This is a genomic window from Streptomyces sp. NPDC002787, assembly GCF_053592095.1.
The window spans coordinates 307,059-332,371 of the sequence record NZ_JBSFVC010000001.1 but is presented as its reverse complement, the minus strand read 5'-3'; the positions used below and the strand labels follow the sequence as shown (position 1 = coordinate 332,371).

Here is a 25,313-nt window from a genome sequence, read left to right as displayed (position 1 = left end):
ACGGCGAGCCGCACGGTCGCGTCGGGAGGGGGTCACCCCGCGATCCGGCCGTTCGGGTTCGCCCGGGTCAGGCAGGTACCAGGCCCAGCTCGGTCGCCAGGCGTGCGCGGTGCCAACCTGGTGTTCCGAAGAGCTGTGCCGTGCCATGAGCTCGTTTGAAATAGCGGTGGGCGTCGTGCTCCCAGGTGATCGCGATACCGCCGTGCAGTTGGATCATGTCGCCCGCCACCGCGGAAAAGGCCTCCGAGCAGACCGACTTGGCCACTGCGGCAAGGCGTCGCAGCTCCGGCGCTCCCGTGGCGGCAGCCGTCGCGGCACCGAGCGCCGCAGACCGAGCCACCTCCACGAGGACGTACGCATCCGCGAGCCGGTGCTTCACCGCCTGGAAGGAGCCGATGGGCCGACCGAACTGGACGCGGTCCTTGGCATAGGCGACCGTGAGTTCCAGGCAGCGTTCGGCCGCACCGACCTGCTCGGCGGCGAGAGCCGTGCACGCGTGGGCCAGAACGTCGTCGAGGGTACGGTCAGCGGCGCCGTCATCACCGATGAGACGGGCTTCGGCGCCATCGAAGGTGACGCGTGACAGGGACCGCGACTGGTCCATGGCACCCACCGCTTCGTGATGAACGCCCGACCCGTCCACGACCACTTCGAAGAGCGAGACTCCGGCCGTGGAGCGGGCGGCGACCAGCAGCAGTGTGGCCCGGTCACCGTTGAGTACGTACTCCTTGGTGCCTGTGATGTGCCACTCGGACCCGGCTCCCGCGACGGCCTGTGTCTTGATCGCCGCCGGGTTCCAGCTCCCCTCCTCCGCCCATGCCAGCGTTCCCACGTCCCTGCCCTCGGCAAGCCCCGGCAGCAGCCGCACGCAGGCAGCCTCGTCCCCGGACGCCAGCACCGCCCCGCTCGCCAGTACCGCGGAGCCGAGCACAGGTACGGGGCTCAGGCTTCGCCCCAACTCCTCCATCACGACATGCAGTTCGAGCGGGCCGCAGCCGGCTCCGCCGTACTGCTCGGGTATCGCCAGGCCCGCGACGCCGATCTGCTCGGCCAGTGGCTGCCAGGCCGCTGCACCGGTGTGACGGTTGAGCAACGCCCGTACCGCGGCGCGCAGTTCTTCCTGCTCTTCGGTCGGCCTCATCCGTCGATGCTCCGTGACGATCCCGCCTTCTTCATGGCGTTGACGTCCATCCCTGCCAGGGAGTCGGCGCCGGTCTCGGCGTTGTGCGCATGGGCCAAGTGGTGCAGGCCGAAGACGGAGTCCATTCCGGCGTGCATTCCCTGAAGGTCCTCGGCCTGGTTGACCGCACGCTTGGTCAGGGCCAGGCCCATACGGGGCATCTCGGCGACGCGCTCAGCCAACTCAAGGGCGTGATCGGCGAGGTCGGCATGCGGGACGACTCGGTTGATCATGCCGACCTCGTAGGCCCGCCGGGCGCTCATGCGGTCACCGGTGAAGAGGAACTCCTTGGCGATGCGTGGTGGCATCACCCACGGGTGCGCGAAGTACTCGACGCCCGGGATGCCCATGCGGACCACGGGGTCCGCGAAGAAGGCGTCCTCGGAGGCGACGATCAGGTCACACACCCAGGCGAGCATCAGCCCGCCCGCGACACACGCGCCCTGGACCGCGGCGATCGACGGTTTGGGCAGTTCGCGCCAGCGGCGGCACATGCCCAGGTAGACCTCCGACTCGCGGGCGTAGCGGCTTTCGACACCCTGCTTGTCGGAGTGGTCCCACCACAATCCCGCTCTGCGCTCGAACGGTTGGTGGGCATCGCGCTCAGGAGTGCCGATGTCATGGCCGGCCGAGAAGTGCTTCCCCGCGCCCGCGAGTACGACGACCTTGACTTCGTCATCGTCGGCCGCGCGATAGAAGGCACGGTCCAACGCGTAGGTCATGGCCGAGTTCTGGGCGTTGCGAAAGGCCGGCCGGTTCATGGTCAATACGGCGACAGAGCCTCGGCGTTCGTACCGTACCGGCTCTTCGGGTGCTGTCCGTGCGGAGGACATCCACCCCTCCTTCCCTAACAAGTGTTTGGTAGGTTAGCGTCCAGGCTCCATGCCGTCGAGAGCCGTCGGGAGCCCCCATGAGCAGCATCGAGGACTTCCGTGTCGAGATCCGCGAGTGGCTGCACACACATCTCACCGGCGATTTCGCCGATCTGCGCGGTCGCGGCGGGCCCGGCCGCGAGCACGAGGCGTTCGCCGAACGGCTCGCCTGGGAACGGCACATGGCCGCTGCGGGCTGGACCTGTGTCGGGTGGCCGAAGAAGTACGGGGGTCGGGGAGCAACCCTGGAGCAGCAGATCGCTTTCCATGAGGAGTACGCCCTCGCGGACGGGCCCACGCGCGTCAACCACATCGGCGAGCAGCTGCTCGGCCCCACACTCATCGCCTTCGGCACGCCGGCGCAGCGCGAGCGTTTCCTGCCGCGGATCGTGGCAGCGGAGGAACTGTGGTGCCAGGGTTACAGCGAGCCGGATGCCGGCTCGGATCTCGCGGGTGTCCGTACACGGGCCGAACGTGACGGCGACGAGTGGGTGGTGATCGGACAGAAGATCTGGACCTCCCTCGCGCACGAGTCCCACTGGTGTTTCGTGATCGCCCGTACGGAGCCGGGTTCTCTTCGCCATCAGGGGCTGTCGTATCTGCTCGTGCCCCTTGGTCAACCGGGTGTGGAGATCCGGCCGATCACCCAGCTGACCGGGACATCGGAGTTCAACGAGGTGTTCTTCGACGGGGCACGGACCGCTGCGTCCCATGTCGTCGGGGCACCTGGGGACGGTTGGAAGGTCGCCATGGCCACGCTCGGGTTCGAGCGCGGTGTGTCCACCCTGGGCCTGCAAGTGGGATTCCGGCGGGAACTGGAAGCGATCATCCAGCGTGCCAAGCAGAACGGAGCCGCGAGTGATCCCCTGATCCGCGATCGCATCGCCCGGGCCTGGAGCGGCCTGGAGATCATCCGGTTCAATGCCCTGCGCATGCTCGAAGGGATCGCGGCCGGTGCGCCCGGCTCCGAAGCGTCCATCGGCAAGATCTTCTGGGCTACCTGGCACCGGGAACTCGGCGAGCTCGCCATGGACGTGTGCGGCGCGGAAGGGATGCTGACGACCGGATATCCGTACGAACTCACGGACTTCCAGCGGCTGTTCCTGTTCTCCCGCTCCGACACGATCTACGCCGGTTCCAACGAGATCCAACGGAACATCATCGCCGAGCGGGTCCTCGGCCTGCCGAAGGAGTCGTCCGTGACGGCCCGGCCGGGCGCATGAACTTCGCTCGGATTCCAGACGGACACCTTCACGGAAGGACCATCGCGTGATCGGCGAGGAACAGCGAACCACCATCCCCAAGCTGCTCGTGGACGCCGCGGCCCACCACGGCGACCATCCGGCCGTGGTCGACGGCGACCTCACAGTCGGCTACCGGGAACTTGCCGATCTCGTCTTCCGAACCGCCCGTGCCTACATCGCCGTCGGTGTCCGTCCCGGGGACCGCGTGGCCGTCTGGGCACCCAATGGGTTGCATTTCATCCTCGCGATGCTCGGCGCGCAGTGTGCGGGCGCGTGCCTGGTTCCGCTCAACACCCGCTACCGGGGGCACGAGGCAGCCGAGCTCCTGCTCCGTTCACGAGCCACCGCGCTCGTGGTGGCGAACGGCTTTCTGGGGACGGACTACACGGCGATGCTGCGACAAGCCGCCGCAGAGACGCCTGGTGACGGAACGAGCGCTGTGGCGGGGCTGCCGGACCTGCACACCCTCGTGGACATCTCCGCGCAGCGCTCCACCCCCGCCCTCCTGGCATGGCGGGATTTCCTCGCCGGTGCCGAATCCGTTCCCCTCGACGAGGGCACACGGCTCGCCGAAGCAGTGAGGCCCGACGACCTGTGCGACATCATGTTCACTTCCGGCACGACCGGGCTGCCCAAGGGCGTGATGAGCGCCCATCGGCAGACCACCGGCGTGGCCGAGGTGTGGGCCCATGGGGCCGGTCTGCGCCCGACTGACCGCTATGCGATCGTGAGCCCGTTCTTCCACGGCTTCGGCTACAAGGCAGGTGTCATCGCCGCTCTCACCGCCGGTAGCACCATCCACCCCGTGCAGGTCTTCGACGGTGATGCGGTCCTCGAGCTGATCCAGGCAGCCCGGATCTCCGTACTGCCCGGCGCACCCACCGTCTTCACCACCCTGCTCAACCATCCTCGGCTGCGGGAGTACGACATCTCCTCGCTGCGGTTCGCCATTGCCGGTGCGGCAGTGGTCCCCGCGTCCCTCTTCCGGCAGATGCGCGACGTTCTGGGCTTCGACACGGTGGCTCAGGCGTACGGCCTCACCGAGTGCGTGGTGGCCACCCAGTCCCGACCGGGCGAGGACCCCGAGCATGTCGCACAGACCGTCGGACCCGCCGTTCCCGGTATCGAGATTCGCGTCGTCGACGCCGACGGAAGGCGGCTGGCGGCGGGTCAGGACGGTGAAGTCCTGCTGCGCGGAGCACATGTCATGCTCGGCTACTTCGAGGACGAGGAAGCCACCCGCCGCGCCGTCGACACGCACGGTTGGTTGCACACCGGAGACGTCGGCCGACTCGACGAGCATGGGTGTCTGCAGATCACCGACCGGCTCAAGGACATGTTCACGGTCGGCGGCTTCAACGTGTATCCGGCGGAGGTGGAGAAGGTTCTGGTGTCCCATCCGGAGCTGGCCGAAGCCGCCGTGGTGGGAGCGCCCGATGCCCGGCTCGGTTCTGTGGCATGGGCCTACGTCGTGCCGCGCCATGGTGCCCGCCCGGACCCGGATGAAGTCCTCGCGTACTGCCGCGAGCGGCTGGCCAACTACAAGGCGCCACGAAAGGTCATCGTGACCGCGGAGTTCCCGAGGAACGCAGGCGGGAAAGTCCTCAAGTCGCGGCTGCCGACGCACTCGCGCGACCTGTCCCGCTGAACGGGATCGGCGGCCCTGCCTTCCGACAGCTGTTCCACCCTGGCCTCCGTGCGGAACGCCCATGCTCCACAGGATCGCAGGAGGACGCGTTGGTCAGGGTCACATACGCGCGCAGTGTGCACGACGAAGCGGAGGTCAACGCCGTTGTGGAGGTCCTGCGCGGCGGCCCGCTCGCCCTCAGGATCGGCAAGAACGTCGCCGAGATGGAACGCCGGATCGCCGCCCTCTACGGCAAGCAGCTGGGCCTGATGTGCAACTCGGGCTCCTCGGCACTGTACCTCGCCATCGAGCTGCTCGACCTGCCCAAGGGGTCCGAGGTCATCACCTCCCCCTTGACCTTCTCCACCGATGTCGCCCCGATCGTCCGGGCCGGCCTTGTTCCCGTCTTCGTCGACGTCGAGCCCGACACGTACAACGTCGATGTCACCAAGATCGAAGAGATGGTCACGGAGCGGACCCGCGCTCTGCTCGTCCCCAACCTCGCGGGAAACGCCCCCGACTGGGACGCGATCCGTGACATCGCCGACCGGCACGGGCTGAAGGTCATCGAGGACTCGTGCGACGCCCTGGGCACCATGTTGCGGGGCACTCCGACGGGCACACGCAGCGACATCACCGTCACTAGCTTCGCCATGGCGCACATCATCACGTGCGCGGGCAACGGCGGCATGGTGACCCTCGACGACCCCGCCCTGCGCGACCGCGGACTCATGCTGCGCCGCTGGGGCCGGCGCTCGGAGCCGCACCTGTTCGGGTCGCGCGGCACCGGCCGGGTGTTCCGTGAGGACCTCGACGGGGTCGCGTACGACAACGACTTCATCTTCGACGAACTGCCCTGGAACTTCGAGCCCTCCGAGCTGGGCGCGGCCTTCGGCCTGCAACAACTCGCCAAACTGGACCGCAACTTCGCCCGCCGCGCAGAGCTCTTCGACGCGTACAGCGGAGCCTTCGGCAGCTACCCCGACCTCTTCTCACTGCCGCGCCAGCTCAAGGACTTCCACACGGCGTGGCTGTGCTATCCCGTTCTCGTCCGGCCCGAAGCACCGTTCCAACGCAGCGACCTGCAGGAATCCCTGGAGGCCGCGGGTATCGACACGCGCACCGTGTGGAGCGGCAATGTCACGCGGCACCCCATGATGCGCAACGTCGACTTCCGGCAACCCGAGGACGGGCTCCCGGTCGCCGACGAGGTCTTCGCCCGGGGAATGTCGTTGGGCATGAGCCACGGCACGACGGAAGAGGAACTCGACCATGTGGTCGCCTCGATCCACGCGTTCGCCCGACAGCACGCGACGACCACTTGATCCGCTGGTAGCGGGCAGGCATCAACGCCTCATACCCCTCTCCGGGTAGTTCTTCGACGCGGTCGGCGACTACCTGGACCGTGAGCGTCCGCCGGTCGATCATGACCGGCTGTTCGTGGCGTCGCGCGGGCCGACCCACGGTCGGCCGCTGTCCGCCGACGGCCTGGACGAGATCCTCGACGGCATCCGGAAACGGAACGAACTACCGAAGTCGACGTGTCATCAGCTACGACACACCTGCCTGACCCGGCTGCGGGAGGCGGGAATGGCACTGGAAGCGGTACAGGCCCAGGTCGGAAGTCGCTCCATCGAGTCGACCCGGATCTACCTCCACTTGGCCAACGCATGGCTCGTCGAGCAGCACCTGCAGGCCAGTGCCGCCATCGACGCCGACCGGGCTGAGTCCTGATGCGCCGGGCCCGCGCCGCAGCTCTGCCGATCGTGCGCCCGGACCTCGTCGAGTTCTACCTCGCCCACCGGGCCGCGCACGGCATGAACACCGACCACAAGGTCCGCTGGGGAGCCCGCGCTCTGCTCGCCGCAGTGCCCGACCTGACCGACTTCTGTCGCCTGCCGCTGGCAGGCCAGCTCGCCTTCAACCACGAAACCCACCGGTTCATCAGCTGGCTCCCGGTCACCGGACGTCTGCAACCCGGGGCGGACTACCTGGTCGCCCGCCGCCCGCGACTGGGCATCGTGCTCGCCCGCACGGCGCCGGAACTGCACGTGAGGTTCATGGAGACCGCCCGCACGCTCGGCTTTCGCGACACGGTGGCCATGACCCAGTTCAACCTGCTGGCCCACTTCATCGCGCTGTTCGGCAAGCAGCCGCACGAACTGCGGCAAAGCGACTGGGACGAAGGACGCCGCCTGCTGCTGGCGGCCGCTCGGCGCATCCCGAACCGCGGCGTCAAGGCCCTATCGACCGCCTTGTTCAACCTGCAAGCGACCCTGTTCCACTGCGAGTTGACCGACCAGCTCCCACGCCGACGTTCCCCGGACCGCGCCGACATACGCGCCCAGGAGTGGGCCCGTGTCCGTCATCCCCTCCATCGGGAAACGGCCCGGCGAGCGTTCCGCAGCAAGCAGTCAGTCGCCGGCCTCGGCGATGCGCTGGAAAGCGGCCGCGAGCTTGCCCACGTCGATGCCGTCGAGCTGGTCGAACAGACGGCGGCGGACACCCGCGATGTGGAGAGGCCAGGCTTGTTCGAGGCGGGCGAGGCCGGCGTCGGTGAGCACGGCGCGGAAGGAACGGGCGTCCTGACTGCACTGCTCCCGCACGACCAGCCCTTTGGCCTGCAGTTGCTGCACGGTGCGCCCGATGTGGGAGGGGGACTGGTGGCACAGCTCGGCCAGGTCGCCCAGGCGCAGTGCGCGGCCGGGGGCCTCGGACAGGAACATCAGGGCGATGTACTCGGCGTGCGTCAGGCCCATGGGGTGCAGATTCGCGTCGAAGGCGTGGGTCAGGGCCGCCATCGCCGGCCGTAGCGCCTTGACCAGGGCGTACTCGTCAGCGGTGAGCGGTGTGATCCCGGGGCTGTCGTCAGTCACGCCTCCCATCCTACGAGCCCTACTTGCGTGCGCAACCAAGTGTGTGAAAAGTTGTGTGCGCAGGCAACTTTACTTTTCGATCATTGCGGGAGTGATGACATATGGATCGTCGTGCCGTCCTCAGGGGTGGAGCAGGGGCAGCGTTCGGTGCGCTGGCTCTCACGGCAGCGCTCGAGGGCGGGACCCCGGCCGAGGCCGCGGACCGCTTCCGTGCCCTGGGCGAGTACAAGATGGGAGACCCGGTCAAGACCCGTGAGGAATACCCGTGGCCCCGGCACCTCACCCGTGAGGAGCGCCGCAACCTGGAGATGTTCGACGTCGCGGACTTCGACGTCTACTCCCACCAGGACTGGGACCGATTCGACGAGAGCCACGACCAGGACGTCCGCGTCCACTGGCCCGACGGCCACTACACCGACGGACTGGACATCCACATCGAGGACATGAAGGCCCAGTTCCTCTGGGCGCCGGACATCAAGATCGAGGTACACCCCGTCCGCATCGCAAAGGCCAATTTCGTCGCCGTGACCGGCGTGTGGGAAGGCACCTTCACTGGCCCGATGCCGGACGGCAAGGGCGGTTTCATCCAGCCCACGGGCAGGCGGTTCGCCCTTCACATGTGCACCGTCGGCGTCCTGAACAAGCGCGGCGTCATGGAGGAGGAGTTTCTCTTCTTCGACCAGCTGACGATGCAGCGGCAGGTCGGCCTGGCCTGAGGGATCCCCGAACCTGATCTGGCCCGAGCCAGAAGAATGCGCCGTCCCAGCAGGAGCGGAGGGTCTCCGCGTCGCCTATGCTCGCCGCTGGCCGGCCGTCGTGCGCGATAAGGAGCGAAACTCGAGCCCTGGCGGGACACCGTCCGCCGCAGCTTCGTGCCGTTGGAGGTCTGCCTGCAGGGCACGAAGGGCGACTTCCGCGCACGGCCGCGTACCACCCGGATGGGTCCGGCGCAAGTGTCGGTGGTGGAGGTCACCCCGCACCGTGCGGCCCGTACCCGGCGGCTGATCGGCTCGGACACGCCCTACCTGGTCAAGGTGAGCCTGCAACTGGCCGGGCATTGCGTGCTCTCCCAGGGCGACCATCGAGCCGAGTTGGCGCCCGGTGAGCTGGCCGTCTACGACACGCGCCAGCCGTACACCCTCGACACGGACCGGCCGGGCCGCAGCCTGGCGCTCATGTTCCCCCGCGAGATGCTGCGGGTCCCGGAACGCGATCTGGCGCGGGTGACAGCGAGGCCGATGCCGTGCCGCAGCGGGGTCGGGGCGGTGGCCCGACCCTTGCTGTACGGACTGGCGCGACACGTCGGCGAGTTGGAGTCCCTGGACACGCCCCGACTGGGTGATGTGGTGGCCGACCTGCTGGGCACCCTGCTGACCGAGCGCACGGGCGCGGACCGGACGCGGACGCGGGACGCCGACCGGGAACTGCTCACGCGGCGCATCCTCGCCCACATGGAACAGCGGCTGACCGACCCGGGACTCGGCCCCGATGAGATCGCGGCCGCCCACCGCATCTCCCGCCGATACCTGTACAAGCTGCTGGCCGAACAGGGGTACACCGTCGCGGGGTGGATCCGGGAGCAACGGCTGGCCCGCTGCCGGCGCGACCTCACCGATCCCGCGCTGGCGCACCTGCCCGTCGGTGCCATCGGCCGCGTTGGGGCTATTCCGACCCCGCCCACTTCAGCCACGCCTTCAAGGCCGCCTCCGGCGTCAGCCCGAGCGAAGCCCGCGCGGAGAGGGCCGCACAGCAGGCGGGTGGCCGGCCTGGCCGGGCGGGTGACCGTGCCCGCATCGACAACGCCTGTGCACGCACACGCAAAGCCGAGCACTTCCGCCACGAGCATCCTTCCGCCATGGACACACATGCCATGGGCACACACAACACGTACGACCACATCGTGGTGGGCACCGGATCCGCCGGCTGCGTCATCGTCCGCAGACTCGTGGACGCCGGCCGCAGCGTGCTGCTCATCGAGGCCGGCGGAACGGACGACCACCCGCCGATCCACGACTCGGGGCGCATGTGGGAGCTGTGGAAATCGCCAGTGGACTACGCCTACCTGGCGGAACCCCGGGAGCACGCGGGCGGTGCGCAGGTGTTCTGGCCGCGCGGCCGGGCGGTCCTTCGCCCTGGCCGCGGAGCGGCAGCGCCGAGACGGAGGCCCCGTGGCCGAAGGGCTCGGCCGGCCGGTGGCGGAGGAGCGCGCACCAGTGCGAGCAGCGCATGAAATCGGCCATGTGCACCCATTGACAGGCAGCTCCCATAAGGGGTCTCATGTGGCACAGTGTTGGATTTTGGCCAATTTATGCTCGGTCCTGATGGAGATTGTTGCTTTCCTCATGCGCCGGGCAGCCGAAGTGGAGGTAACACCCCATGCGCCGCGCCTGGCTCCTTGTTCTCGCCGTGCTGGCGGCTCTCCTGCCGCAGGCCCTCCTGACGAGCACCGCCCACGCGGCGACCGTCAGCATCCCGAACGGAACCCAGTTCACCGACACCACCGGTGCCATCGTGCACGCCCACGGCGGCGGCGTGATCAAGGTCGGTTCCTATTACTACTGGTTCGGTGAGAACCGCAACGACGACAACTCCTTCAGGTATGTGTCGGCGTACCGCTCGACCGACCTCAAGACCTGGGAGTTCAGACGCCACGTTCTGACCCAGGCATCCGACCCGGAGCTGGCGTCCGCCAACATCGAGCGGCCCAAGGTCATATACAACGCGGCCACCGGCAAGTTCGTGATGTGGATGCACAAGGAACTGGCCACCGACTACACCCAGGCCCGTGCCGCCGTCGCCGTCTCCGACACCGTCGACGGCGACTACGACTACCAGGGCAGCTTCCGCCCCCTGGGCTACATGTCCCGCGACATCACCGCCTACGTCGACGACGATGGCACCGGCTACATGATCTCCGCCGCCAACGAGAACCGGGACCTGCACATCTACCGCTTGACCCCGGACTATCTCAACGTCGACAGCCGCGTACAGCTGCTGTGGCAGGGTCAGCTGCGGGAGGCCCCCGCGATGTTCAAGCGCAACGGCGTCTACTTCCTGCTCACCTCTGGCGCCACCGGCTGGAACCCGAACCAGCAGAAGTACGCCACCGCCACCAGCATCACCGGCACATGGAGCGCCCTGCAGAACGTCGGTGACTCCACCGCGTACGGCTCCCAGACCACGTTCGTCCTGCCGGTCCAGGGCACCGCGGGCACCGAGTACCTCTACATGGGTGACCGCTGGGGCAACTCCTTCGGCCAGAACGTCAACGCCTCCAAGTACGTCTGGCTGCCACTGGAGTTCCCCACCAGTACCACCATGTCCATGGACTGGTACCCGCAGATCACCATCGACACGGCCACCGGCAAGGTGGACGGTGCCGGCGGCCCGTGGGAGACCATCACGGCCCGCCACAGCGGTAAGTGCATCGACATGCCCAGCAAGTCACTGGACGACGGCGTCCAGTTCACCCAGTACACCTGTAACGGCGGCATGAACCAGGCGTTCTGGTTCAAGGACATGGGCAGCGGATACGTCCAGCTCATGGCTCGGCACAGCGGCAAGTGCGTGGACGTGGCCAACAACTCCACCGCCAACGGCAACCCGATCATCCAGTGGCCCTGCTCCACCGGCACCAACCAGCAGTGGCAGCTCCAGGACGCCGGCGACGGCCACGTCCGCCTCGTCTCCCGGCTGAGCGGCAAGTGCCTGGACATCGAGGGCGCCTCCACCGCCGACGGCGCCAAGCTCATCCAATGGACCTGCGGGACCGGCACCAACCAGCAGTTCAGACGCGCAAGCTGATTCCGCCACCACACCGGGGTGGGCCCGCCGGCGTCCGGCGGGCCACCCCTCATTGCCATGGCGCGCTGGCAGCGAGCGACACTCAGCCTCCTGGAGACCCGTCGGCCAGGCTCTTTCCGAAAATGTTTCGTAACCGAGCGATTTCACCTCCTTGTCCCGGCTGTGAATGGCGTGTCAGTGTCCCGCTCCAGCAGGCAGGCCGTCCGCGGTGAAGGCATCCGAAAGCGTTTCGTGCGAGTCGCCTATCTGCCTGGCGCATGAAATACGGCATGCCGAGAGAAGAGAGGCAGAGATGCACAGATTCCGGGTTCTCGGAAATTCAGGCGGTTCCCGTACCTTCGGAGGTACGGGTACGCGACGCGCGGCTGCTGGCGCGGTCACCCTGGCGGTGGCCCTGGGCCTCGCCGCGTGCGGGACGTCCGGGCCGGCCGGTTCGGCCGAGGGCTCGTCGTCGAAGGGCCTGACGATGTGGGCGCTGACGGACCAGACGATCCTGCAGCAGTCCGTGGACGCCTACAACAAGGACCACCCGGACCAGAAGATCACCCTGAGGCTGTTCGCCAACGACGACTACAAGCAGAAGCTGCGCGTGGCCTTCGGCGCGAACCAGGCCCCCGATCTGTTCTTCAACTGGGGCGGCGGCGCCCTGAACGACTACGTCAAGGCGGGCAAGGTCGACGCCCTCACCGACGCCCAGGTGGACACCGAGCGGTTCACGCCCAGCGTGATGAAGAGCGCCACCTTCGGCGGCAAGGTCTACGGTGTGCCCGCCAACGGTCTGGCCCCGGTCGTCCTCTTCTACAACAAGAAGGTCCTGAAGGACGCGGGCGTCGAGCCGCCGAAGACGTACCAGGACCTGCTGACGGCCGTGAAGAAGCTGAAGGCCGACGGCGTCACTCCCATCTCCCTCGCGGCGAACTCGAAGTGGCCGACGCTGATGCACCTGGAGTACCTGCTTGACCGCGTGGGCGGCTCCCAGGTCTTCGAGAAGATCGCCTCCGGTGACGGCTCGGCGTGGAAGGACCCGGCGGTCACCCAGGCCAACGCCCGCCTGCAGGAGCTCGCGAAGGCGGGTGCCTTCGGCGACAACGCGTCCTCCGTGAACTACGACCAGGGCGCCTCCACTGCACTGCTCTACACCGGCAAGGCCGGCATGGAGCTGATGGGCACCTGGGAGTACGCCAACCTGGTCAAGGCCGCGCCGGACTTCGTGAAGAAGGACCTCGGCTATGTCGCCTTCCCGGCGCTGCCCGGCGGCAAGGGCGACCCGAAGAACATCGTCGGCAACCCCTCGAACTTCCTGTCGCTGAACACGGCCGGAAAGAACAAGCAGGCCGCGCTCACGTACCTGAAGAACTACGTCATGAACAGCTCCCAGGTCGACGCCTACCTCGCGGCGGGCAGCGTGCCCCCGGTCAACGGCCTGGAGCCGAAGCTCTCGGCGGTCAAGTCGTCCGACAAGGGCTGGCTGACCTTCGTCTACGGCCTGGTGCAGAACGCGCCGAGCTTCCAGCTCTCCTGGGACCAGGCTCTGCCCTCCGACCAGGCCGATCCGCTGCTCACCAACGTTGACAAATCGTTCCTGCGGCAGATCAGGCCGGCGGAGTTCGGTACGAACATGAGCGAGGCGGCGAAGTAATGGCCGCAGTAGTCCGTACGTCGCGTCCGGTCGCGTCCGTCAAGGCGCGGCCGGGCACGGCCCGTCCCGGTCGCCGCCGCTACAGCGGCCTGCTGATGGCCGCGCCCGCCCTGCTCCTGTTCGGCCTGTTCGGCCTGGTCCCGCTGGTCGGCGTGCTGGCGCTGAGCCTCGCCCGCTGGGACGGGCTCGGCTCTCTCGGCTGGGCCGGGCTCACGAACTGGACGGATGTGCTGAGCGACGGCGCCACCTGGCAGGCGCTGTGGCTGACCCTCAAGGTGATGCTGGTCAGCTGGCTGCTCCAGACCCCGCTCGCCCTCGCGCTCGGTGTCTTCCAGGCGCCCCGGGGACGGCTCCGCGCGTTCTTCGCCGTGCTGTGGTTCCTGCCGCTGCTGCTGTCCGCCGTGGCGATCGGCCTGACCTGGCAGGCCCTGCTCGACCCGTCCTTCGGCATCGGCGTCACTCCCGGGCTGCACTGGCTGGCGCGGCCGCTGCTCGGCTCGCCCGACCTGGCGCTCTACACGGTGATCTTCGTGATCGCCTGGCAGTTCGTACCGTTCCACGCCCTGCTCTACCAGGCCGGGCTCCGGCAGATCCCGGTCTCGCTGTACGAGGCCGCCGCGATCGACGGCGCCGGGCCCGTGACCCGTTTCCTGCGGATCACCCTGCCACAGCTGAAGTACACGTTCGTCACGTCGAGCACGCTGATGCTGGTGGGCTCGCTGACCTACTTCGACCTGATCTTCGTCCTGTCGGGCGGCACGGGCGGCCCGGGTACGGCGACGCGAGTGCTGCCGCTGGCCATGTACATCACGGGGTTCCAGGCCCACGACATGGGCCGGGCCAGCGCGATCGCCACACTGCTCGTGGTGTTCGGCCTCGGTCTGTCGCTGCTGACCACCCGCCTGTCCGGCTTCACCCGGATGGACAGCCAGCAGGAGGGCATGTGAGTACCGCCGTCGCGACCCTGCGCCGCACCATCACCGGCGGCGCCGCGCTCCTGTGGACCGCTCTGGTCGTCGTCCCCGTGTACTGGCTGGTGGTGACCAGCCTGCGCGGCCGTACGGACTTCACCGCCGAAAGCCCGCTCGCCCCGCCCGGCCACCCGACCCTGGCCAACTACACGACCGTCCTCTCCAGCGACTTCACGACCTACCTGCTCAACAGCGTCGTCGTCACCGTGGCGACCGTCGCGGTCACGGTCGTCGCCGCGCTGATGGCAGCGTTCTCGATCGTCCGGTACGCCAATCCCTGGTCCCGGCTGTCGTTCCGGCTGTACCTGCTGGGCCTGGCGATCCCGCTGCAGGCGGTGATCATCCCGGTGTACCTGCTGATCATCCGCATGCACATGTACGACAGCCTGGCCGCGATCGTGCTGCCCTCGGCGGCCTTCGCGCTGCCGGTCACGGTGATGATCCTGGTCAGCTTCCTGCGGGACGTGCCCCGGTCGCTGTTCGAGGCGATGGTCGTGGACGGCGCCGGCGACTGGCGGATGCTGGTCTCGCTGGCGGCGCCGATGGCCCGCCCCGCACTGGTCACCGTCGCGGTGTACGACGGCCTGCAGGTGTGGAACGGCTTCCTCTTCCCGCTGATCCTCACCCAGAGCCAGGACAAGGCGGTGCTGCCGCTCGCCCTGACGCTGTTCCGGGGCCAGTTCGGCATCGACGTCCCCGCGACCATGGCCGCGGTCGTCCTGTCCACCCTTCCCATGCTGGTGGTGTTCGTCCTCGCCAGGCGGCAACTCGTCGCCGGACTGACCGCCGGTTTCTCCAAGTAGCGCATTACATCTGAGGAGTCGGCCGGTGCCCTGGGCGCGCCGGCCTTCCTCGGCATGCCCTCCAAGCACTCCCACACCCGAGCGATCCCACGAGGAGTCGTGCATGACGACCACCACCCCGGACCCCGCCGGCCTCACCCCGGCAGACCCCTGGGCCGACCCCGGCCTTCCGGCGGACGAACGCGTCGAGGCGCTGCTGGCCCGCCTCACCCTTCAGGAGAAGGTCGCGCAGCTCAGCAGCGCCTGGGAGGACGTCGAACCGGCGGGCCCGGACGTGGCGCCCGGCACCAGCCTCTTCGACCGCGTCGGGGACCTCGACGTCACCGCTCGCCATGGCCTCGGCCAGCTCACCCGCCCCTACGGCACCGTGCCCCGGCCCGCCCTGGAGCACGCGCGGCTGCTGGCCGAGCGGCAGCGACAGATCATGGCGCAGAGCAGGTTCCGCATCCCCGCCATGGCGCACGACGAGTGCCTGACCGGCTTCACCGCCTACGGCGCCACCATCTACCCGACCTCGCTGGGTATGGCGGCCACCTTCGACCCGGCCCTGATCCGCCGGGTCGGCGCGGCCATCGGCGCCGACATGGCCATGGCCGGGGTCCACCTCGGTCTCGCCCCCGTAGTCGACGTCATCCGCGACTACCGCTGGGGCCGCTGCGAGGAGACCTTCGGCGAGGACCCGTACCTGGTCGGCGAGATGGGCGAGGCGTACGTCCTCGGCGTGCAGAGCGCCGGGGTGTACGCCACCCTGAAGCACTTCGCGGGCTACTCCGTGTCCATGGGCGGCCGCAACCACGCGCCCGCCCGCATCGGCCGCCGGGAGCTGTACGACGTGATCCTGCCTCCGTTCGAGCGGCTGGTGGCCGCCGGGGTGGGGTCCGTCATGAACAGTTACGCCGAGATCGACGGCGAGGCCCCGGCCGCGAGCCGGTGGCTGCTGACAGAGGTGCTGCGCGAGCAGTGGGGTTTCGAGGGCACCGTCGTCTCCGACTACTGGTCGCTGCCGTTCCTGGTGAGCGCCCACCGGATCGCGGCCGACCTGCCCAGCGCCGGGGCGCTCGCGCTGAAGGCCGGCCTGGACGTCGAACTGCCGGACCAGCGCGGCTTCGGCGCGGCGCTGGTCGACGCCGTGCGCAGGGGGGAGGCCGACGAGGCCGACGTCGACCGGGCGGTGCGCCGGGTGCTGAGGCAGAAGGTGGCGCTCGGGCTGCTGGATCCCGACTGGGACCCCGAGCCGCCCGCCCTGCGCGCGGGTACCCTCGATCTGGACAAACCGGAGAACCGCGAACTCGCCCGCACGGTGGCGCGGTCGAGCGCCGTCCTGCTGTCCAACAACGGCGTCCTGCCGCTGCCGTCCCGCGGCCGGATCGCCCTGATCGGCCCGTGCGCCGACGACGTCCGCACCATGTTCGGCTGCTACAGCTTCCCCAACCACGTCCTCTCCGACCGCGACGACCTGGGCAACGGCGTCGAGGCGGTGTCGCTGCGGACCGCGCTCGCCGCCGAACTCCCCGATGTGGAATGGGAGTTCATGGCGGGCTGTCCGATCCGCGAGGAGGACCGCTCCGGCATCCCGGCCGCCGCCCGGGCGAGCGCCGCCGCCGACCTGACCGTCCTGGTCGTCGGCGACAAGCCGGGCATGTTCGGCATCGGCACCTCCGGCGAGGGCTGCGACGTGGAGGACCTGCGCCTGCCGGGCGTGCAGGAGGAACTGGTCGAGGCGGTGCTCGCCACCGGCAGGCCCATCGTCCTCGTCGTCAACAGCGGCCGGCCGTACGCCGTGGGGCGGTTCGCGCAGGCCGCGGCGGCCATGGTGCAGGTCTTCCTGCCGGGAGAGGAGGGCGGCCGGGCGGTCGCCGAAATCCTCTCCGGCACGGCGAACTTCAGCGGCAAGCTGCCCGTGCAGATCCCCACCTCGCCCGCCGGGCAGCCGTACACGTACCTCCACCCGCCGCTCGGCGACCGGCAGAGCTGGCTGTCCAACCTCGACCCGACGCCCGCCTTCTCCTTCGGGCATGGGCTGTCGTACACGACGTTCGAGATCGGCCACCTGACCGTCGACCGCGAACAGGTGCCGACCGACGGGCGGTTCGGCGTGAGTGTCCGGGTGCGGAACACCGGCGAGGTGCCCGGCGCGGAGACGGTCCAGCTGTACTTCACCGACCCCGTCGCCCAGGTCACCCGCCCGGTGCGGGCGCTGCTGGCGTTCGCCAAGGTCGAGTTGGAGCCCGGCGAGCAGGCGACGGTCCGCTTCGACGTCCACACCGACCGCCTGGCCTTCACCGGTCTGGAGGGCCACCGGATCGTCGAGCCGGGCGAGATCCTGCTGTACGCCGGTTCGTCCAGCGGGGACACCCCGGCCGAGGCCAAGATGGAACTCGTCGGTGAGCCACGGGACCTGACGGCCGTACGGCAGCACGGTGTGCCGGTGAGCGTCGAGCGGGACTGACCGCCCTTCAGGTGCTGCGGGCCACGGACGTCGAGGTCCGCAGCACCAGCTCCGTCGCCAGTTCGATGCGCGGGGACGCGGGCGGGCGGCCCTCGGCCGTCTGCAGCAGCACCCGGGTCGCCTCGCGCCCCAGTTCCTCGAACGGCTGGCGCACGGCGCTCAGCGGCGGGCAGGCCATGGCCGCCACCAGCGTGTCGTCGAACGACATCACCGACAGCTCCTCGGGGACGCGCAGCCCCCGCTGCCGGGCGGCCTCCAGCACGCCGAGCGCCTGCGCGTCGCTGGCCGCGAAGACGGCCGTCGGAGGCTGCTCGGTCTGCAGTATCTGCAGGGTGGCGGCGAGCGCCTCGTCGTAGTCGAAGTCGGTGGAGCGCACGATCGCCGGGTCGTAGCCGATCCCGGCCTCCTCGAGTGCGGCCCGGTACCCGTGCAGGCGGGCCGCCCCCGCCAGCGAGTGGGAACGGCCCGCGACCATGCCGATCCGGGTGTGCCCCAGGCCGAGCAGGTGCTGCACGGCGTCCCGGGCCCCGCTCCAGTTGGTCACGCCGATGCTCGGGATCTCCGGCGACGGCGCGCTGAGGGGGTCCACCAACACCACCGGCAGCCGCTGCTCGACGATGCGCCGCTGGTCCTCCTCTGCCAGCATCGAGATCACGATGATCAGTCCGGCCGCGCCGAGCGCCACGCATTCCTCGAGCCACTGCGAGATGGAACGCCGGCTGGTGGTGCCGGTCACCACGTCTACGCCGAGCTCGCCCGCCGCGTCCACGATGCCGCGCACGACCTCCAGGGTGTACGGGCCCGACAGGTCCCGGAAGACGGTGATGATCTGCCGCGGCTCCTTGTTGTCGCGCTCCCAGGAGCGGACGTACCCGTAGCGTGCCAGCAGCTCCTCGACCCGGGCGCGGGTCACCGCGCCGACGTCGCGGCGCCGGTGCACCACCTTGGAGACGGTGCTGAGCGACACGCCCGCCTCCTGGGCGATGTCCGTCAGCAGCCCGTACTGCGCGTCCAGCTGCCCCTTGTCCTGTACGTTCACGTCCCTCGTCCTCGCCACGAAATCCCGCCGCAAGCCAACAGCACCGAGCGCCGGAGGGACAACCCTCCGGCGCATTTGGTGGGGCGGACTCAGTTCCGGCTCCACCTCTGGGTGGCGTTGCCGAGACTCGTCCACAGCTGCACCTTCGACCCGTTGGCCGTCGCCCAGCCGGCGACGTCGACGGCGAGGCCGTTGGAGCGGTTGACGACGGACCCGTCGAGGCGGAACCACCACTTCTGGCTGGACTTGCCGTTGCAGGGCCACAGGATCAGCTGGGTGCCCGCGGTGGTGCCGTCACCGGCCGCGGCGAGGCAGTTGCCGAGGACACGCAACTCGCCCGCGTCGGTCGCGGTGATCGTCTGGTTCTGGTTGCCGACGCAGTCCCAGATCTGCACCTGCACACCCGTTTGTCCGTTCGGCACGTCGAGGCAGCGGCCCGAGTTGGCGCCCTTCAGTGTGAAGGGGTTCTTGGCCGCAGGCTCCTGGACGAGCTGCCATTCCTGCGCGTCGTCCGCCGCGGGGTCGCTGATCGGCGCCTGCACGGTGACGGCGCCGTTCTGCGTCGCGCCCGTCATGTACAGGCTGGTGTTCCGCACCGACCGGACCTTGTAGTACCCGTCGGTCGAGGGCACGAGGGTCCACCGCTTGTCGGTGGCGTTGTCGTCGACCCACTGGGCGAGGCGCTGCCCGGCCGTCGCGCTGCCGGTCCAGATGCCGGCCGCGCGGCCGCCGGCCTTGTTGAGCAGGGTCACATCGGAGCCCTTGTCGATCCGGTGCCAGCGCTGTGTGTCGTCGGCCGCGTCCCGGGGTCTGAGGACGAGGTCGGGGACATCGCCGGTGAGGTCCGCGTCCTGCGTCTTGCCGGCGTCGGGGGCGAGGGCCTGGCCGGTCAGGCGGTTGACCAGGGTGTAGTAGGCACCGTCGGAGTGGCCGAGGTCAACCTCGCCGTAGCGCACGGGCCCGACGCTGTTGCCGCTCCAGGAGGCCTGGAGGATGAGGACGCGTCCGGTGCCCTCGACGTACTGCAGGTTGCGGCTGTACCCGGGGGACAGCGTCGTCCGGTACTCCTTCCAGGTGCCGTCGCTGCGGCCGGACTCGTTCACCCACACGTTGCCGCTGCCGGCGGCGTTGTACACGATCCGCCCGTCCGGCATCGGCAGCAGCACCGGGCTGCCGCCGGTGGCGAACGTGTGGCCTCCCGCCGGTACCGGCAGGTCGGTGATCGGGTGGTCGGCGGCCGCGTAGAACTTCAGCGGATCGTCCGCGATCTTGTACCGGACGTCGGTGCCGCCGCCCCAGTACTCGTACGTCATGAGCCACTTGCCGTCGGTGGTCGGTGCGACCGTTGTCATGCCGGGGCGGCCGCCGCCGATCTCCTTCTTGCCGTTGCCCCGGTCCACGGTGAGGCCGGGCACATCGACGACCGGCCGGCTCCAGGACGTGCTGCTGCCGTCCCAGGTCCGGTGCACGAGGACCTGGCCGCCGGAGTCCGGCGCCGTGGCGTTGTCCGGGTCCGGGGTCGGCACGCCGGTCGTGGTGTCGTAGCCGAGGTAGTCGTTCTCGTCGGAGTAGTAGGCGACGAGCTTGCCGCCGCGGGCGAGCAGGTGCGGCTCCCATATCGGGTCGACCTGTGCGGCGGTGTTGGCCTGGGACACCCGGCCGATGCTTCCGGCGCTGCCGCCCTGCCAGCCGCCGACGGCGATGATGTTCTCGAAGCTCCAGGTCGCGCCGTCGTCGTTACTGGCGTACAGGGCGAGCGCCACGTCCTTGCGGTCGCCGTCACCGGTCGGCTTCCATGTCGGATCGGCGGCCTTCTGCTCCCGGTAGTAGGAGTCGTCGCCCGAGACGATGCTCGCGAGCAGCAGCGTGCCGGCCTTCAGATCACCGACGTCCTGCGGGAGCACATACGGGTACGCGTTGGTCCAGTTGCTCGTGTACTTGGCGTACTGCGAGTCGCTGGACAGGGCGGCCGGAGGCTTCACATCGGCCAGCTTCTGCCAGGTCGTGCCGTCGTCGTCGCTTTTGTAGACGGGGAGCGTCTGCCCCACCGGGTCGGTCTGGCTGTTCTCGAACGTCGCCACGATCCGGCCGCTCGGCAGCTGCGCCGACTTCGGGTAGAGAACGCAGGGATTCTTGTTGCACGCGGCGGGATTGTCCGCCACGTACACATTCGACGGGGTCGGCTGATAGGCCGCCGCACTCCCCGCGGAGGCGACGGCGAATGCCACGCCGACGCCTATTGCTGTCGCTGCCGAGAGAGCTCTCCGGGCCAGTGGTTTTCTCATTGCGTTTCCTTCGAACGTGGCGACGTTCGGCAATTGCCTTCCGGGCAGTATTAGGACGCGGTGCCGCCGTGTCACGGGCGCGTTTGCGAAAGACTTTCGTGACCGTGGTCATGCCCCGGTCCTGACCGACGCCCGTCCGGAGCGGGTCCCGGCCTTCACCGCGCGTCAACCACCGTGCGCTGATCGCGCGTCGGTCGCCGTAGAGGACAGGCGGTGGCCGCCGAAGACCACCCACTTCAGCCACGCCCTCAAGGCTTCGGAGCAGGCCCGAGCGAAACCCGCGGCGGCGAGGACCGCAGGGCGGCGGGCCGACCGGGCGGCCGACATGCGCGTACGAGGCCGGCCCACCCCCTCGAAGGCACCCGGCCGGTGTCGAGCGAGAAGTAGGCGCTGACGACGGCCACGTCGCCCTTCTTCACGAGCGGGGCGAGGGCGGCGGAGGTCCGCAGGTCGGCGGAGGTCTGCTTGGTGTGGACGCGGCCCATGGCGTCGACGGGGTCGGCGTGCTTCTGCCGGGAGATCTGCTCATGCCGGGCGGAGGGCTTCGGCGACGGACTGCAGGTGCTGGCACCACACCTGGGCGGCAGGCATCGGCGCGGCGAGGGTGAAAAAGGACGGCCAGTTGGCCGGTGCGCCGGCCCGGGCTGTGGGCGATCGCGAGGCGGCGACCGCCAGTCCGAGCAGGAACAGGGCCGTGACGCTGGGCATTCCCCCGCCGACAAGGGTGGCCAAGGCGACGGCGCCCAACAGACCGGCGGTCAGCAACAGCCAGGTGGCGGGAAGAAGGATGACAACGACCGGTGATCGCGTACGGAGCCAGCGCCTCACCAGGCTGCGGGAGCTGGTGGACGGCGCCGAGCAGGCCAGGGATGTACGGCCGAGGAGGGGGTCGGCCTGCAGGCCGATGCCGGCCGCCCTGTACCGGCCTGGTGGCCGAGGACGGACAGGGCGCTGCGGCGGGATCGTCGACGGCATGCAGATCCTCACTGATCTCGACCTCGCCCTGGCGGCGCTCGCGGGGCTGTGCTTCGTCCTGTGCGCCTTCGTCACGACGGAGGCGGCCCGATGAGCTCGTACGGAGGCGGTCCGATGAGTTCGTACCGCACGGACATCGATGGATCACGTCTTCCGAACACCCCCTCGTCCTGGCAGGAGCACCAACCCGTGACCACCGCATCCATCGCCGGCCGGGCCACCGCCGTGGCCGCGCGTGCCACGGATCTGTCGAAGATCTACGGACAGGGCGAGACCCAGGTGGTCGCCCTGGACCGGGTCACCGTCGAGTTCCGGCAGGCCGAGTTCACCGCGATCATGGGCCCCTCCGGCTCCGGCAAGTCCACCCTGATGCACTGCGTCGCAGGCCTGGACACCTTCTCCTCCGGCTCGGTCCGCATCGGCGACACCGAGCTGGGCTCCCTGAAGGACGGACAGCTCACCAAGTTGCGCCGGGACAAGATCGGCTTCATCTTCCAGGCGTTCAACCTGCTGCCGACGTTGACGGCTCTGGAGAACATCACCCTCCCGATGGACATCGCGGGCCGCAAGCCGGACCGGCAGTGGCTGGACACCGTCATCCGGATGGTCGGCCTCTCCGGGCGGCTGAGCCACCGGCCCTCCCAGCTCTCCGGCGGTCAGCAGCAGCGCGTCGCCGTGGCCCGCGCCCTGGCCTCCCGCCCTGACATCATCTTCGGCGACGAGCCGACCGGAAACCTCGACTCCCGCTCCGGCGCCGAGGTTCTGGGCTTTCTCCGCAACTCCGTACGGGAGTTGGGGCAGACGGTGGTCATGGTGACCCACGACCCGGTGGCCGCCGCGTACGCCGACCGCGTCGTCTTCCTCGCCGACGGGCGGATCGTCGACGAGATGTACCGGCCGACCGCCGACACGGTCCTGGACTTCATGAAGCAGTTCGACGCGAAGGGCCGCACCAGCTGATGTTCCGCACCGCCCTGCGCAACGTACTCGCGCACAAAGCCCGGCTCCTGATGACCGTGCTCGCCGTCATGCTCGGCGTGGCCTTCGTGTCGGGAACCCTGGTCTTCACCAGCACCATCTCCGACGCCTACCGGAAGAGCTCCGCCAAGGGCTTCGACCAGGTCGACGTCGCCGTACAGCCGTCGTACCAGAGCCACGAGGCCGCTCAGCGGCCCGAGCTGACCCGGGCGGTGCTCCACGAGAGCGCCCGAGTGCCCGGCGCCGAGCAGGCCATCGGGGTCGTCAGCGGCTACACCGCCCTCGCCGGCAAGGACGGCAAGCCGGCCGGCGGCGGCTTCGAGTCGCGGGGCGCGAACTACTGGGGCGCCAAGGACCCCCGGTACCCGCTGGTCAGCGGGCACGCCCCGAAGGGCCGGGGCGAGGTGCTCATCGACTCCAAGACGGCCGAGCGCACCGGCTACAAGGTCGGCGACACCGTACGGCTGTCCGTGGACGGCCCGGTGCTGACCTCGACGATCAGCGGCATCTTCAGCACCGACGACGGCAACGTCGCGGCCGGCGGCAGCCTCACCCTGTTCGACACGGCGACCGCGCAGAAGCTGCTCGCCGAGCCGGGCACGTACGACCAGATCGACGTCACGGCGAAGCCGGGCGTCAGCCAGGCCGCGCTCAAGGCGGAGCTGGACAAGGCGCTGCCGAAGGACCTCGTCGAGACCACCACCGGCCAGGTGCTCGCCGACCAGGAGGCGGCGCGGATCAGCCAGACGACGGACGGCCTGAGAAACCTCCTGCTGGGCTTCGCCGGGATCGCGCTGTTCGTCGGCACGTTCATCATCGCCAACACCTTCACCATGCTGGTCGCCCAGCGCACCAAGGAGCTGGCGCTGCTGCGCGCGGTCGGCGCCTCACGCCGGCAGGTCACGCGGTCGGTGCTGATCGAGGCGTTCGTGATCGGCGCGGTCGCCGCCGTCACCGGTCTGCTCGCGGGCGTCGGCATCGGCGCCGGACTGCGCTCGCTGATGGGCACGTTCGACGCGACCATCCCCGACGGGCCGCTCGTCGTCACCCCCGGCACGGTCGTCGCCGCCCTCGCGGTCGGCACCCTGGTGACCATGCTCGCGGCGTGGCTGCCCGCCCGCCGGGCCGCGAAGATCCCGCCGGTGGCGGCGATGAGCAGCGTCCACGCGCAGGCCAGCACCAAGTCGCTGGTGCTGCGCAACGCGCTGGGCGCACTGCTCTCGGCCGTCGGCGTCGCGGTCGTCCTGGCCGCCACGACGATGGACGACGACAGCGGGCAGGCCCCGATGGGACTGGGCGCCGTCCTGCTGCTCATCGGCGTCTTCATCCTGACCCCGCTGCTGTCCCGCCCGCTGATCGCGGCCGCGGCACCGGCCCTGCGCGGCTTCGGCGTCGCGGGCAGGCTGGCCCGGGAGAACGCGGCACGCAACCCGCGCCGTACGGCCGCCACCGCCGCGGCGCTGATGATCGGGCTCGCCCTCATCACCGGCATGACGGTGATGGCGAACAGCCTCCAGCAGGGCATCGACAAGATGGCGGCGTCCGCGATCCGCGCCGACTACACGGTGTCCATGGCGAACGGCAACCCGCTGTCGCCACAGGTCGAGAAGAAGCTGGAGCGGGCCGACGGGGTCACCGCCACCAGCCCGATGGTCAGCGCCTTCGCGCAGATCCGCGGCGTCAACGAGCCGCTGACCGGTGTCAACGGCGCCGCGCTCGGCGACGTGACCGACCTCAAGGTCGAGGATGGCTCCCTCAAGGTCGGCGGCAGGCAGGTCGTCGTCGACCAGTGGACCGCCAAGTCCCGTGGCTGGAAGGCCGGTTCGAGCTTCACGGTCGCCTACCAGGACGGCAAGAAGCAGAAACTGACGGTCGCCGGGGTCTACGAGGGCAACATGATGGTCCACGGCATCATGATCGACACCGCGACCCTCGCCCCGCACGAGCCGGACCCGGCCGTCATGAAGGTGATGGTGAAGACCGCCGACGGCGCGTCCGACGCGACGAAGGACCGGTTGGTGAAGGCCCTCGGCACCAACCCGGCGATCAAGATCCAGGACAAGCAGGACATCTCCAACGAGAGCGCGCGGACGTTCACGCTGGTCCTGAACATGGTCTACGGCCTGCTGGCCATGGCGGTGATCGTGGCGGTCCTCGGTGTCGTCAACACCCTGGCCATGTCGGTCTTCGAACGCTCCAAGGAGATCGGCATGCTCCGCGCGATCGGCCTGGACCGCCAGGGCACCAAGCGGATGGTCCGCCTGGAGTCGCTGGTGATCTCCCTCCTCGGCGGGGTGCTCGGCATCGGCCTCGGCGTGTTCTTCGGATGGGCGGCCGGGGAGTTGCTGAGCGAGAAGATGGCGACGTACGAACTCGTCCTGCCCTGGGGCCGGATGACCGTCTTCCTTCTGCTGGCCGCGACGGTCGGTGTTCTGGCGGCGCTGTGGCCGGCCCGGCGAGCGGCGCGGCTCAACATGCTGCAGGCGATCAAGGCGGAGTAGCTGCACTGCCGCAGGGTCCCGTTCCCCTGCCCCTCCAGGGAACGGGACCCTTTGCGTGTCCGGAAATCTT

At 69.3% G+C, this 25,313-nt stretch carries 20 protein-coding genes and 1 pseudogene; 14 read left to right on the top strand and 7 right to left on the bottom strand.

Annotation, left to right across the window (positions count from 1 at the left end; genetic code table 11):
• Positions 1-67: 67 nt before the first annotated feature.
• Together ACWD26_RS01350 and ACWD26_RS01345 are read right to left on the bottom strand one after the other, a co-directional pair.
• On the bottom strand, positions 68-1,141 hold the full coding sequence (locus ACWD26_RS01350) for an acyl-CoA dehydrogenase family protein (protein WP_451264941.1): 1,074 nt from the start codon (positions 1,139-1,141) through the stop codon (positions 68-70).
• The gene (locus ACWD26_RS01345; RefSeq protein WP_451264939.1) at positions 1,138-2,013 is read right to left on the bottom strand and encodes an enoyl-CoA hydratase; all 876 of its coding nucleotides are present in this window, start codon (positions 2,011-2,013) and stop codon (positions 1,138-1,140) included. The genes ACWD26_RS01350 and ACWD26_RS01345 overlap by 4 nt, the downstream gene beginning before the upstream one ends.
• A 77-nt stretch (positions 2,014-2,090) precedes the next feature.
• Here ACWD26_RS01345 and ACWD26_RS01340 point away from each other — a divergent pair, with 77 nt between their 5' ends.
• The 4 genes from ACWD26_RS01340 (at position 2,091) to ACWD26_RS01325 (ending at position 6,657) form a co-directional block, all read left to right on the top strand.
• Positions 2,091-3,275, top strand: coding sequence for an acyl-CoA dehydrogenase family protein (locus ACWD26_RS01340; RefSeq protein ID WP_451264937.1), 1,185 nt, complete (start codon positions 2,091-2,093; stop codon positions 3,273-3,275).
• A gap of 46 nt (positions 3,276-3,321) precedes the next feature.
• Positions 3,322-4,944 (top strand): AMP-binding protein, encoded by a 1,623-nt coding sequence (locus ACWD26_RS01335; RefSeq protein WP_451264935.1) that lies wholly within the window; start codon positions 3,322-3,324, stop codon positions 4,942-4,944.
• 116 nt (positions 4,945-5,060) lie between these two features.
• On the top strand, positions 5,061-6,248 hold the full coding sequence (locus ACWD26_RS01330; protein ID WP_451264933.1) for a DegT/DnrJ/EryC1/StrS family aminotransferase: 1,188 nt from the start codon (positions 5,061-5,063) through the stop codon (positions 6,246-6,248).
• A gap of 73 nt (positions 6,249-6,321) precedes the next feature.
• Positions 6,322-6,657 carry a tyrosine-type recombinase/integrase gene (locus ACWD26_RS01325; protein WP_451265267.1) on the top strand — a complete coding sequence of 112 codons (336 nt, stop codon included), beginning with the start codon at positions 6,322-6,324 and terminating at the stop codon, positions 6,655-6,657.
• Between the two features lie 680 nt (positions 6,658-7,337).
• Here ACWD26_RS01325 and ACWD26_RS01320 read toward each other — a convergent pair.
• Entirely contained in the window at positions 7,338-7,649 is a 312-nt protein-coding gene (locus ACWD26_RS01320) for a MarR family winged helix-turn-helix transcriptional regulator (protein WP_451265265.1), read from the bottom strand.
• A gap of 251 nt (positions 7,650-7,900) precedes the next feature.
• On the opposite strand from ACWD26_RS01320, the gene ACWD26_RS01315 reads away from it, so the two are divergent.
• The 8 genes and pseudogenes from ACWD26_RS01315 to ACWD26_RS01280 all read left to right on the top strand — a co-directional run bounded on the left by ACWD26_RS01315 (position 7,901) and on the right by ACWD26_RS01280 (position 17,465).
• The gene (locus ACWD26_RS01315) at positions 7,901-8,515 is read left to right on the top strand and encodes an ester cyclase (protein ID WP_451264931.1); all 615 of its coding nucleotides are present in this window, start codon (positions 7,901-7,903) and stop codon (positions 8,513-8,515) included.
• A gap of 141 nt (positions 8,516-8,656) precedes the next feature.
• Positions 8,657-9,163, top strand: a pseudogene (locus tag ACWD26_RS01310) (cupin domain-containing protein); the annotation flags it as partial.
• Between the two features lie 491 nt (positions 9,164-9,654).
• Entirely contained in the window at positions 9,655-10,029 is a 375-nt protein-coding gene (locus ACWD26_RS01305; RefSeq protein ID WP_451264929.1) for a hypothetical protein, read from the top strand.
• 146 nt (positions 10,030-10,175) lie between these two features.
• A complete protein-coding gene (locus ACWD26_RS01300) occupies positions 10,176-11,603 on the top strand; it encodes an RICIN domain-containing protein (protein ID WP_451264927.1) in 1,428 nt (475 codons plus the stop codon).
• 388 nt (positions 11,604-11,991) lie between these two features.
• A complete protein-coding gene (locus ACWD26_RS01295; RefSeq protein ID WP_451264925.1) occupies positions 11,992-13,242 on the top strand; it encodes an extracellular solute-binding protein in 1,251 nt (416 codons plus the stop codon).
• Positions 13,243-13,337: 95 nt separating this feature from the next.
• Positions 13,338-14,189, top strand: coding sequence for a carbohydrate ABC transporter permease (locus ACWD26_RS01290; RefSeq protein WP_451265263.1), 852 nt, complete (start codon positions 13,338-13,340; stop codon positions 14,187-14,189).
• Entirely contained in the window at positions 14,186-15,016 is an 831-nt protein-coding gene (locus ACWD26_RS01285) for a carbohydrate ABC transporter permease (protein WP_451264923.1), read from the top strand. The genes ACWD26_RS01290 and ACWD26_RS01285 overlap by 4 nt, the downstream gene beginning before the upstream one ends.
• 103 nt (positions 15,017-15,119) lie before the next feature.
• Positions 15,120-17,465, top strand: a complete 2,346-nt coding sequence (locus tag ACWD26_RS01280) for a glycoside hydrolase family 3 N-terminal domain-containing protein (RefSeq protein ID WP_451264921.1) — start codon at positions 15,120-15,122, stop codon at positions 17,463-17,465.
• 7 nt (positions 17,466-17,472) lie between these two features.
• Here the strand turns inward: ACWD26_RS01280 and ACWD26_RS01275 are convergent, their stop codons facing one another.
• From ACWD26_RS01275 to ACWD26_RS01260, 4 genes are all read right to left on the bottom strand, one after another.
• Entirely contained in the window at positions 17,473-18,504 is a 1,032-nt protein-coding gene (locus tag ACWD26_RS01275; protein WP_451264919.1) for a LacI family DNA-binding transcriptional regulator, read from the bottom strand.
• Positions 18,505-18,593: 89 nt separating this feature from the next.
• Entirely contained in the window at positions 18,594-20,789 is a 2,196-nt protein-coding gene (locus ACWD26_RS01270) for an RICIN domain-containing protein (RefSeq protein ID WP_451264917.1), read from the bottom strand.
• A 248-nt stretch (positions 20,790-21,037) separates the two neighbouring features.
• The gene (locus ACWD26_RS01265; RefSeq protein ID WP_451264915.1) at positions 21,038-21,274 is read right to left on the bottom strand and encodes a hypothetical protein; all 237 of its coding nucleotides are present in this window, start codon (positions 21,272-21,274) and stop codon (positions 21,038-21,040) included.
• 40 nt (positions 21,275-21,314) lie between these two features.
• On the bottom strand, positions 21,315-21,764 hold the full coding sequence (locus ACWD26_RS01260; protein WP_451264913.1) for a hypothetical protein: 450 nt from the start codon (positions 21,762-21,764) through the stop codon (positions 21,315-21,317).
• 189 nt (positions 21,765-21,953) lie between these two features.
• Between ACWD26_RS01260 and ACWD26_RS01255 the strand changes: the two genes are divergently transcribed.
• Both ACWD26_RS01255 and ACWD26_RS01250 read left to right on the top strand, forming a co-directional pair.
• Positions 21,954-22,724 carry an ABC transporter ATP-binding protein gene (locus ACWD26_RS01255; RefSeq protein WP_451264911.1) on the top strand — a complete coding sequence of 257 codons (771 nt, stop codon included), beginning with the start codon at positions 21,954-21,956 and terminating at the stop codon, positions 22,722-22,724.
• Positions 22,724-25,243 (top strand): ABC transporter permease, encoded by a 2,520-nt coding sequence (locus ACWD26_RS01250; protein ID WP_451264909.1) that lies wholly within the window; start codon positions 22,724-22,726, stop codon positions 25,241-25,243. The genes ACWD26_RS01255 and ACWD26_RS01250 overlap by 1 nt, the downstream gene beginning before the upstream one ends.
• Positions 25,244-25,313 lie beyond the last annotated feature (70 nt).